The sequence below is a fragment of the Nonomuraea fuscirosea genome, assembly GCF_035917475.1.
In the GTDB taxonomy this organism is placed as follows: domain Bacteria; phylum Actinomycetota; class Actinomycetes; order Streptosporangiales; family Streptosporangiaceae; genus Nonomuraea; species Nonomuraea fuscirosea.
In genome coordinates this window covers 5,364,908-5,376,479 of the sequence record NZ_CP109074.1, presented here as the reverse complement: position 1 = coordinate 5,376,479, position 11,572 = coordinate 5,364,908, and the positions used below count along the sequence as shown (strand labels likewise).

General features: G+C 72.2%; 6 protein-coding genes. All 6 read left to right on the top strand.

The window, feature by feature from the left end:
• Positions 1-97: 97 nt before the first annotated feature.
• The 6 genes from OIE67_RS24605 (at position 98) to OIE67_RS24580 (ending at position 11,475) form a co-directional block, all read left to right on the top strand.
• Complete coding sequence (locus OIE67_RS24605) at positions 98-1,387, top strand: extracellular solute-binding protein (RefSeq protein WP_326644178.1); 1,290 nt, start codon at positions 98-100, stop codon at positions 1,385-1,387.
• Between the two features lie 3 nt (positions 1,388-1,390).
• Entirely contained in the window at positions 1,391-2,380 is a 990-nt protein-coding gene (locus OIE67_RS24600; protein WP_326644176.1) for a carbohydrate ABC transporter permease, read from the top strand.
• Positions 2,374-3,252 carry a sugar ABC transporter permease gene (locus tag OIE67_RS24595; protein WP_326644174.1) on the top strand — a complete coding sequence of 293 codons (879 nt, stop codon included), beginning with the start codon at positions 2,374-2,376 and terminating at the stop codon, positions 3,250-3,252. Before OIE67_RS24600 ends, OIE67_RS24595 begins: the two co-directional genes overlap by 7 nt.
• Positions 3,253-3,321: 69 nt before the next feature.
• Positions 3,322-5,724, top strand: coding sequence for a hypothetical protein (locus OIE67_RS24590; RefSeq protein WP_326644172.1), 2,403 nt, complete (start codon positions 3,322-3,324; stop codon positions 5,722-5,724).
• A 159-nt stretch (positions 5,725-5,883) separates the two neighbouring features.
• On the top strand, positions 5,884-7,947 hold the full coding sequence (locus tag OIE67_RS24585) for a hypothetical protein (protein ID WP_326644170.1): 2,064 nt from the start codon (positions 5,884-5,886) through the stop codon (positions 7,945-7,947).
• Positions 7,948-8,058: 111 nt separating this feature from the next.
• The gene (locus OIE67_RS24580; RefSeq protein ID WP_326644168.1) at positions 8,059-11,475 is read left to right on the top strand and encodes a phosphodiester glycosidase family protein; all 3,417 of its coding nucleotides are present in this window, start codon (positions 8,059-8,061) and stop codon (positions 11,473-11,475) included.
• Positions 11,476-11,572: the final 97 nt, after the last annotated feature.

Here is an 11,572-nt window from a genome sequence, read left to right as displayed (position 1 = left end):
ACTTGCAGAAACCTTGCGCCGCCATCTACCGGCGCGCGTTCCGTCGGCGTAGCCTCCGGCTTACTCCGACCTCCGACAGAGTTGTGAGGAGAAGGACATGCGACGACTTTTACCGTCAGCGGCGGCCGTCGCCGCGGTGACCCTGACGCTGGCCGCCTGTGGCGGCGGCGGAGGCGAGAGCGCCGCTCCCGCCGCGTCGGTCTCCGACCCGTCGAAGGTCAGCGGCGAGGTGACGTGGTGGGACACGACGCGCCCGGACAGTGAGGGACCGACCTTCCAGGCGCTGATCAAGGAGTTCCAGGCCAAGTACCCGCAGGTCAAGGTCAACTATGTGAACGTGCCGTCGGACCAGGCGCAGAACCAGTTCCAGACGGCCGCGCAGGCCGGCACCGGCGCCCCCGACGTGATCCGCTCCGAGGTGGCCTGGACCTCGCAGTTCGCCTCGCTGGGCTATCTGCAGCCGCTGGACGGCAGCCGGGCCGTGGACAAGCCCGAGGACTTCCTGCCCGGCCCGCTCAGCAGCACCAAGTTCGGTGGCAAGACGTACGCGGTGCCGCAGGTGACCGACACGCTGGCGCTCATCTACAACAAGCGGCTGCTCAAGGAGGCCGGCCACGAGGAGGCCCCCAAGACGATCGCCGAGCTCAAGCAGACCGCGCTCGACGTCAAGGCCAAGACCGGCGCGCAGGGCCTCGCGCTGAACGTCGACTCCTACTTCCTGCTGCCCTTCATGTACGGCGAGGGCGGCGACCTGCTCGACGTCGCCAACAAGAAGATCGTGGTCAACTCCCCGGCGAACGTGAAGGCCATGGAGACCGTCTCCGACCTGATCAGCTCGGGCGCGGCCGCCAAGCCCGCCACCACCGAGAGCTACGCCAACGCGATGACGGCCCTGAAAGAGGGCAAGGCGGCGATGATCTACAACGGGCCGTGGGCCCTGTCGGAGATCTACCAGGGCAAGGAGTTCAAGGACAAGGCGAACCTGGGCATCGCGCCGGTCCCGGCCGGTTCGATGAAGGCCGCGGCCCCCACGGGCGGCTGGAACCTGGCCATCTACGCCGGCTCGAAGAACATCCCGGCGGCGTACGAGTTCGTCCGCTTCATGACCACGGCGGAGGCCCAGGCGAAGATCGCCAAGGAGATCAGCCTGCTGCCGACCAGGACCTCCGCCTACGACAACCCCGACGTCCAGGCCAACGCGGACGTGTCGGTGTTCAAGCCGATCATGGACACCGCCGTGCCGCGCCCGTGGATCCCCGAGGGCGGCCAGCTCTTCCAGCCGCTGCTGGAGGGCTATCAGGCGCTCGTCGGCGGCAAGTCCGCGCCCGCGGACATGCTCAAGCAGGTCGACGAGCAGTACCGCGGGATCATGAAGGACTGGAGCTGACCCGTGGCGGTGTCGACCGGACAGGTGAAGGCCGCGGGCGGCGCCGCCCGCGGCAGTCGCCGTGACAGCCCAGGACGGCTGCGGCGCTCGATCGCCACCCACTGGTACGCGTGGGCGATGATCGCTCCGGTGCTGATCGTGATGGCGGTGCTGATCGGCTGGCCGCTGGTGCGGGGCCTCTACCTGTCGCTCACCGACGCGACCGAGGCGAACATCGGCCGCACCATCGGCGTCAACGTCATCCCGGCCACGTACGAGTTCGTCGGCCTGGACAACTACCTGCAGATCCTGACCAGCAGCGTCTTCTGGGACAAACTGCTGTGGACCGTCGTCTGGACGGCGGCCTGCGTCGTCCTGCACTACGGCATCGGCCTGGGCCTGGCCGTCATGCTCAACCGCAAGCTGCGCTTCCGCTCCCTCTACCGGGTGCTGCTGATCCTGCCGTGGGCGGTGCCCGCGTTCGTGGCCGCCTTCATCTGGCGCTACCTCTACAACAGCGACTACGGCGTCATCAACGGCTTCCTCAAGATGGCCGGGCTGACCGGCGTCGGCTGGCTGGACGACCCGGCCACGGCGAAGATCGCGGTGATCGCGGTCAACGTGTGGATCGGCGTGCCGTTCATGATGGTCGCGCTGCTCGGCGGCCTCCAGTCGATCCCCGCCGAGCTGTACGAGGCCGCCGAGGTGGACGGCGCGGGCCCCTGGCAGCGGTTCCGCGCGATCACGCTGCCCGGCCTGCGTCAGGTGTCCACCACGGTGGTGCTGCTGGGCACCATCTGGACGTTCAACATGTTCCCCATCATCTTCCTCGTCACCCGGGGCGGGCCCGGCAGCGAGACCGAGATCCTGGTCACCTACGCCTTCCGTGAGGCGTTCACCGGCATCCGCAACTACTCCGGTTCGGCGGCCTGGGGTGTGATCATCCTGGCCATGCTGGTCGTCATGGCCGTCGGCTACCGCCGTACCCTGCGCAGTCAAGGAGACCCATGGTGAGCACCACGACCCGGCCCCGCGTGAGCACCACGACCAGGCCGCGCGGTGAGCGCGGCCCGCTGGCCTCCGCCGCGCTGCACGCCGGCCTGCTGCTCGCGGTGGCGATCTCCCTGTTCCCGGTCGTCTGGCTCGTGCTGACCTCGCTCAAGCCGCGCGACAGCTGGCTGTCGGCCGAGCTGCAGCTGTTCAACAACTCCTCGCTGGACAACTACGTCCGCGTGCTGACCGGCACCGAGTTCCCTCAATGGCTGCTCAACAGCGTGCTGACGGCCGGGCTGACCATGGTGCTCGGCGTGTTCCTGGCGGCGACCACCGGGTACGCGGTCAGCCGGTTCCGCTTCCCCGGCCACCGCTCGGTGATGTGGCTGCTGCTGATCACCCAGATGTTCCCCGTGGCCATCCTCATCGTCCCGCTGTACAACCTGATGGCCGGGCTGGGCCTGCTCAACCAGATCCCCGGCCTGGTGATCGCCTACATGACGATCGCGGTGCCGTTCTGCGCCTGGATGATGAAGAGCTACTTCGACACCGTCCCGGTGGAGATCGACCAGGCCGGCATGGTCGACGGGCTGACCCCGTTCGGCGTCTTCTGGCGGGTGGTGCTGCCGCTGGCCAGGCCCGGCATCGCGGTCACCGCGTTCTACTGCTTCATGACCGCCTGGGGCGAGGTCGGCTACGCCACCGTGTTCATGTCGCAGGAGGACAAGCGCACGCTCGGCGTCGGGTTGCAGCAGTTCATCGGCCAGCACTGGTCCGACTGGGGGCTGATGACGGCCTCCGCCGTGCTCATCGCGATCCCGGCCGGGGTGGTCTTCCTGCTGGTCCAGCGCCATCTGATCACCGGGCTCACCGCGGGGGCGACGAAGGCGTAGCCGGCTGTCGCCTGCGGGCAATCAAGCAATCACTGTACGTGACCGTGGTCGGGGCGGGACCATGGTCACGTGGACGGATTCATCGACAGGACCTGTGCGGGCGTGACCGAACTCCGCGTGCACGGCGTCTCCGGCACGCCGCCGGCCGGCGTACTGAACCATCCTCACCCCCGCCTCGTCGCGGGCGACGGCACCACCGGGTTCTACCGGCGCTGGTGGACGGGCGGGCGGCCGACCGGCGAGCACCCCGACGTGCCGGGCGTCCGCCGCAGGGAGGCCTACGCCTGGGGCAACCTCACCTCGGGCGGCAGGACGATCGCGCTCTGGCTGCTCCTGCTGCCGTTCTCGCTGGCGAACCTGTCCTACTTCATGCTCCCGAGGCCGGCCGGCGGGACCCGGCTGCGGCACGCCACCGAGGCGGCGCAGCGGCTGTTCGCCCTGCTGCTCACCGGCACGCTCGTCGGGGCCGTCACCCGGGCCGCCGTGGACCTCGTCGGCTGGCAGTGCACCGCCGCCGGGCGCGCCTGCACCCTCGCCACGGCGCCCGGCTGGGTGCGCTGGCTCGGCACACTGTGGGGCGCGGAGCCGTCGAAGCGGCTCGCGGTCACCGCGCTCGTGCCGCTCCTGCTCGTCGTCCTGCTGTGGTGGCTCGCCCGCCGCACCTGGCGCCGCGACGAGAACACCCCCGCACCGCCGGACGTCGCGCCCGACCGGCCCGAGTACCGGCCCGCTGCCGATCCGGCGTCCCGGTCCGGTGGCGAGCCCGGGTCCCGGTCCCCGGCCGAGGCCGATCCTGGATCCCGGCCCGCGGAGGCGGCCGAGGTGCTGCTGGCCAGGCCGCGGTTGTGGCGGGGTGGCGCGCCGGTGTGGCGGCTGCGGGTGGTGCACGTGTCCTTCTCGCTCGCCTCCATCGGGGTGGCGGTGTCGGCGCCCTTCGCGCAGACGTTCCCCGGGCTCGCGCTGACGGTGGCCAACGCGGGCGTGCAGCTGGCCGCCGCCGTGCTGGCGGCGCTGCCGTGGACCGCCCGGCGGGTGGACCCGCGCTCGGGACGGCGGGCGCCGCGCCGGCTCATCCGCTCCGTGCACGGGCTGCGGGTGGCGGCGCCGCTCGTCTTCCTGGCCACGGTGGGGGCCGCGCTGGCGGGGCTGCCTGAGAGTTCCGCCGGTACGACGCTGTGGCGGCTGCCCGGTGTCGGCATTGGAACGTTCCAATATGCCCTGACGCTCGCGCTCGGCCTGTTCATCCTGGTCTCCACCTGCCTGCTCGCCCGCCTGGACCGCCGGACCCGCCGCACCGCCCCCGAGTCGGCCGAGCCGGAGGAGCGGGAGGGGCGGGAAGGGCGGGAGGTCGTGGCGGGAGAGCGGCCGGCGATGGGCGGGATGGCCGCCTGGGTCGTGCTGATGATCGCCGCCGGCGGCGCGAACGTGCTCGCGCTCGGCGTGCTGTTCTGCACGGCCGCCTTCTTCGGCGTCCCCGCGATGACGGGAGGCCCCCGCCCGCCCGGCCGGCGGCTCTTCCTCGACGACCCCGTCTGGTGGACGGCCGCCCTGGTGCCGCTGCTGGTCCTGGGACTGGCCGCGCTGGCCGTGGCTCTGTGGCTGATCAGGCGGGCCGAGGCCAGGCGGCTGGCTCCGGAGCTCAAGCCGTACTATCTCGAACGCGACGACGCCGAGGCCGTCGCGCGCACCTGGGCGCTGGCCTCGCTCACCGACCGCGCCGGGCTCGTGCTGGGCGTGCTCACCGGCATCGGGGTCGCAGGGTCCGCCGCCGTCGGCACGATCCACCAGCTACGGCTGTTCACCCCGGACGGCGGGCTCGCCGGGCGGGCCGCGTCGATCGGCGGCTGGGCCCTGGCGGCGGTCATCTCCGGGCTCGCGCTGCTCGGCCGCCGCACCTACCGCGACCCCCGCCTGCGCCGGACGATCGGCGTCCTGTGGGACGTCGCCACGTTCTGGCCGCGCGCCATCCACCCGCTCGCGCCGCCCTGCTACACCGAACGGGTGGTCCCCGAGCTGACGGCCAGGATCGGCACCCTCGCCGCCACGGAGCGGGACCAGGTCGTGCTGTCGGGGCACAGCCAGGGCAGCGTGATCGCCGCCGCCGTGGTCCTGCAACTCGATCCCGCCCTGCGCGGGCGCGTGCGGATGCTCACGCACGGCTCGCCGCTGCGCCGCCTGTACGCGCCCTTCTTCCCCGCCTACTTCGGCGAGCCGGGACCGCGGGCCGTACGCGAGGCCGTGACCTGGTGCAACCTGTACCGGCTGAGCGACCCGATCGGCGGAGCCGTCTTCCGCCGGGTCGATCCGCTCGCCGGCGGACGGAGGGACGCGGTGGACCGGTTCTGCTGGGATCCGCCGCGTCCAGGACCCGGTGAGCCGCTGCCCGAGACGCGGTGGCATACGGACTACTGGCTCGAACCCTCCTATGGCGAAGCCTTGAATCATCTGGTCACCGTCAAACCCGCCGCGTGAGCGCACCGGACCGGTAGGGTTGCCCGCGTTCCGAGTCGATCAGCCAGGTCCGGATGGGGGCTAACGGTGAGGTGGGTGCTGTTATTGGTGCTGTTTTCCCCGTTGTGGTGGTCGGCTCCGGCCGTCGCTTCCACGGAGGGGAACACGCCCGCGCGGGAGGTGTCCGCGAGCCGCTCCGAGGCCGGGGGACGGGTGGCCTTCATCGGGGTGCCTGGACTGCTGTGGGACGACATCGACGCGCGTGACACGCCGCGCCTGTGGGAGCTGGCCGGGCAGAGCGGGCTCGGCTCACTGTCGGTCAAGGCCGTCGGCACCGTGACGTGCCCGTACGACGGATGGCTGAGCGTGTCGGCGGGAGTGCGTTCGGCCGTCGGGCACCGCTGCGGGCTGCCGCCCGAGCCGGTCGTCCAGGGCGCGGGCGCGCTCGTGCGCGAGGTGCCCGAGCTGCACGCCCTGCGTGACGGCGCGTTCGCCGGCACGCTCGGCTCCGCCGTGCACGCGGCGGGCAAGTGCACCGCCGCCGTGGGCCGGGGCGCCGCGCTGATGCTCGCCGACCGTGAGGGCAAGGTCGACCTGTACGCCGCCGACCCGGCCGGCCTGGCCGACTGGTCGCGCTGCCAGGTGCTGGCCGTGGACGTGCCCGCGCTCATCGAGCCGTACCTGCGCGACGACAGACTGTCGCAGGAGCCCGAGGCCATCGCGCCCGAGCAGCGGCGCGAGCTGGCCCGCCGGGCCGACGCCCAGGTGGGCGCGGCGCTGGACCGGCTGCCCGCCGGCACCGAGATCGTGCTGGCCGGGGTCGGCGACCACGGCTCCGTGCCGCACCTGCGGGTCACCATGTGGAAGCGCGCGGGCACGGAGGCGGTCGCCGGCGTGGCGGGCCCCGCCGTCGGGGCCAACTCCACCCGGCGCGGCGACATCGTCGTGCTGCCCGACATCACGCCCACGATCCTGAACGCGGCCGGCGTCGCGGTGCCGGACACCGTGCTCGGGGTGCCGTGGCGGCTCGGCCCGGCCACCACCCCTGACGACCTGGCCAGGGACGACATGGCCGGGGTGAGCGTGCGCGGCACGACGGGCATTTTCTTCACCGCCTTCGCCACCGTCACGGTCGCCTTCTACGCGCTGGCCTACTTCCTGCTCACCCGGCGCAGGCGGCACGGCCTGGTCGGCGCCGCCGCGATCGTGCTGGCCGCGCTGCCGGTCTCCACGTACGCGGTCAACCTGCTGCCGTGGGACCGCAGCCCGTACGTGGTGGCGACGCTGATCGGCGGCGTGCTGGCTTCCACGGCGCTGATCGCCGCCGTGGCCCTGCTCGGCCCGTGGCGGCGCGACCCGCTCGGGCCGCCCGCGACGGTGGCCGCGGTCACCGCCGCGGTGCTCGTGTTCGACCTGCTGACCGGGACGACGCTGCAGTTCAACAGCCTCATGGGCTACACCGCCGTGGTCGGCGGGCGCTACTACGGGCTGGCGAACATCCCGTTCGCGCTGCTGTCCACCGCCGTGCTCATGGGCACCGCCATCGCCGCCCAGTACCTCGTGCGCGCCGGGCACAAGCGGGCCGCCGTCGGCGGGGTGGTCACGCTGGGCGTGGTCGCGATGCTGCTGGCGGGCTGGCCGGGTGTGGGCAGCGACTTCGGCGGCGTGATCGCGTTCGTGCCGGGCATCGCCGTCACCGCGCTGCTCATCGCGGGCAAGAAGGTGTCGGTGCTGAAGCTGGCCGGGTTCTGCGTGCTGGGCGGGGTGGCGGTGTCGATCATCGCCGTGCTCGACCACCTGCGGCCGCCGGCCGCGCAGACGCACCTGGGCCGGTTCGTGGGGCAGGTGATCGACGGGACGTTCCTGCCGATGATCGCGCGCAAGCTGGGCGCGATGCTCAACACCCTGCTCTCGCCCAACCTCATGCCGATCGTGCTCGCCGGGCTGGCGTTCCTGATCTTCGCGATCATGCGGCCGGGGAAGATCAGCGCGGGCGTGGTGCCCAGGGCGTTCGCGCAGTGGCCGATGTTGCGCGCCGGGCTGGTCGGCGCGCTGGTCAGCGGCGTCGTGGGCATGCTGGTCAACGACTCGGGCACCGCCGTGCTGTCGATGGTGGTGGCCCTGGCCGTGCCGCTGGTGCTGCACGCCGGCGTGCGGGTCCCCGGCGAGGAGGAGGAACCGGAGGTCGTCGTCCCGCTGGAGGAGCCGGGGCGCCGCGACGACGTCCTCGCCGGCGAGGTCTGAGCGCTCGTACGGGCCGGGGAGAGGCGTTCCCGGCCCGTACAAGATCTGAAATTTTCTTTTAGTTCATGCTGAAGCCTTGAAAGTTATAACCACGAGCGATTGAGTTCGGTCGTGCAGACCCTCCGATTGCTGGCCGCCGCCGCGCTCGTGTTAGGCCCCATGGCCCTCGTCGCGCCCGCGCAGGCCGAACCCGCTCCCCCCGCAGAGGACGCGCTCGACGCGTCGTCCTACCCGGCGCCCTCCACGCTCCTCACCCGGGCCGCTCCCAGCCAGAAACAGGGCCAGGCGCGGCTGGTGACGGACAAGCGGACCCGGCCGGTCGCGCCGGGCATCTCGCTCACCTCGTTCGACACCTACGACGCGCTCGGCTGGCTGCGCGCGGACGCCGTCACCGCCGAGCTCGGCGGCAAGCCGGGCGTCAAGGCCGACTACGTCTTCTCCGGCGAGGTGAGCAAGACCGAGCCGCTGTCCGCGCCGGTCAAGCGCTCGCGCGCCGTGGCCGCCGTCAACGGCGACTTCTTCGACATCAACAACTCCGGCGCCGCGCAGGGCATCGGCGTGCAGAATGGCGCGCTGATCCAGTCGCCGGTGGCCGGGCACGAGAACGCGGTGGCCGTCGGCGGCGACGGCGTCGGCCGCGTGCTGAAGATGTACTTCGAAGGCAGCGCCACCCCCGCAGGCGGCGCGCCGATCGCGCTCACCCAGTTCAACCAGATCGTGCAGAGCGGCGGCGTCGGGCTGTTCACGCCCTTGTGGGGCTCCTACAACCGGGCCCGTGCCGTCGAGGGCGCCACGTCCGTCGCCGAGGTCGTGCTGGTGGACGGCGTCGTCACCGAGGTACGCAGCTCCGCCGGCACCGGTCCCGTCCCCGCCGGAACCACGATCCTGCTCGGCCGCGACGCCGGGGCCGCCGCGCTGTCCGCGCTGAGGACAGGCGACCGGGTCGACGTGCGCTACCGGCCCAAGCCGTCAGCCGGGGGCGAGGTCAAGGCCGCCGTGGGCGGCAACTGGGTGCTGGTCAAGGACGGGGTCGTGCAGAACTCCGCCGACCAGGCCGCGCACCCGCGTACCGCCGTCGGATTCTCCGCCGACGGCAGGAAGATGTACCTGCTGACCGTGGACGGCCGCCAGGCCGACAGCCGCGGCGTCACGCTGAACGAGCTGGCCGCGATGATGGCCGACCTCGGCGCCGCGAACGCGCTCAACCTCGACGGCGGCGGCTCCTCCACCATGCTGGCCCGCGAGCCCGGATCGGCCGACGTCCAGGTGGAGAACAGCCCCTCCGACGGCGGCGAGCGGCACGTCCCCAACGGCCTCGCGCTCTACGCGCCCGAAGGCAGCGGCAAGCTGAAGGGCTACTGGCTGGAGACCGCGAGCGACCCGGCCAGGGCACCCGGCGTCGGGCCGGTCGCGGGCGGACGTCCCGACCGCGTCTTCCCCGGCCTCACCAGGCGGCTGCGTGCCGCCGGCTACGACGAGACGTACGGCCCCGCCGCCGGCACCCCGTCCTGGCGCTCGAACCCGGCCGTGCACGGCGTCGTGCGCGACGGCAGGTTCCACGCCCTCGTGCCCGGCCAGACCATGGTCACCGCCGCGCGCGGGAGCGCGAAGGGCAGCATCGAGCTGACCGTGCTGCAGCCGCTGGAGCGGCTCGGCGCCACCGCCGACCGGCTCGGCATCGCCGGTCAGGACGAGACGGCCACGTTCGGCGTGGTCGGCTACGACCGCAACGGCAACTCCGCGCCCGTCGAGCCCGCCGACCTCAAGCTCGACTACGACAAGAGCCTGTTCGAGGTGACGGCCGCCGAGCAGGGTTACTTCACCGTCAAGGCCAAGGGCGCCACCGGCTCCGGGCTGATCACCGCCAAGGTCGGCAAGCTCACCACGGCGGTGCCGGTGACGGTCGGGTTCGAGGACAAGCCGGTCGCCGACTTCGAGGACGCCGCGTCGTGGACGTTCGCCGCCGCCCGCGCCACCGGCAACCTGTCGGCCGCGCCCGGGCAGAGCGGCGGCGGGCTGAAGCTCTCCTACGACTTCTCCACCTCCACCGCCACCCGCGCCGCCTACGCCAGCCCGCCGCAGCAGATCGTGGTGGACGGGCAGCCGCAGGCGTTCGGGATGTGGATCAACTCCACCGGCAAGGGGGAGTGGCCGAGCCTGGAGTTCTACGACGCGCTCGGGCAGTCGCAGATCCTGCGCGGGCCGTACATGACGTGGACCGGCTGGAAGTTCGTCGAGTTCACCGTGCCGCCCGGCGTCACCTACCCGCTCAAGCTGCGCCGCTTCTACGTGGCCGAGACCAAGGCCGACGTCGCCTACACCAACGAGATCCTCATCGACGGCCTGGTCGCCAAGGTGCCGCCGTCGGTCGAGACCCCGGCCGCGCCCAAGGTGAGCGATCCGGTGGTCGAGGCCGAGGTGGCGAAGATGCCGTGGCGCTTCGCGGTCATGTCGGACGCCCAGTTCGTGGCCAGGGAGCCGGACAGCGACATCGTGAAGAACGCCCGCCGCACGCTGCGCGAGATCAAGGCGGCCAAGCCGGACTTCCTGCTGATCAACGGTGACCTGGTGGACGAGGCGTCGCCCGAGGACTTCGCGCTGGCGAAGCGGATCCTCGACGAAGAGCTCGGCGGAACGGTGAAATATCACTACATCCCGGGCAACCATGAGGTCATGGGCGGCAAGATCGACAACTTCCAGGCCGTCTTCGGCGACACGTACGGGACCTTCGACCACAAGGGCACCCGCTTCATCACCCTGGACACCTCCCGCCTCAACCTCAGGGGCGGCGGCTACGACCAGGTGGCCCTGCTCCGCGCCGAACTCGACCAGGCGGCGAAGGACGCCTCGATCGGGTCGGTCACCGTCCTGTTCCACGTGCCGCCGCGCGACCCGACGCCCGGCAAGGGCAGCCAGCTCGGCGACCGCAAGGAGGCCGCGCTGGTCGAGGGCTGGCTGGCCGACTTCCAGCGCACCACCGGCAAGGGGGCGGCGTTCATCGGGGCGCACGTGGGCACCTTCCACGCCTCCCGCGTGGACGCGGTGCCGTACTTCATCAACGGCAACTCCGGCAAGAACCCCGCCACCGCCCCGGACGACGGCGGGTTCACCGGCTGGTCGCTGTGGGGTGTGGACCCGGTGACGCGGGCCGAGGCCGAGCACGTCAGGCGCAACTGGTTCGCCGACGCGCCCGACTGGATCGGCACCCAGGTCCGCCCGCACGTGGACGAGCTCACGCTGACGGCCCCCGCCACGGTCGCCGTCGGCAGGCCCGCCACGGTGACGGCCTCGCTCGTCCAGGGCACGAGGACGGTGCCGGCCGCGTACCCGGTGTCGGCCGGCTGGTCCGGCTCGCCGAACCTGCACGTCGGCCCGCGCGAGACGGCCAAGCCCTGGCACGTGGCGGTGCTCGACCCGGACACCGGCACGCTGACGGCACTGCGGGCCGGCCGGGTGACGGTGGCCGTCACGGTCAGCGGCGTCACCCGGCAGGCGACCGTGACGGCGACCGCCAAGGCCGCCGCCTGACGCCCGCGCTTCCGGGCCCCACGGGACGGTCGCCGTCCCGTGGGGCCTTTGTGGGCGATGGGCCTGTGTGTGCGGCAGGCGGGTCGCGGGCAGGGAG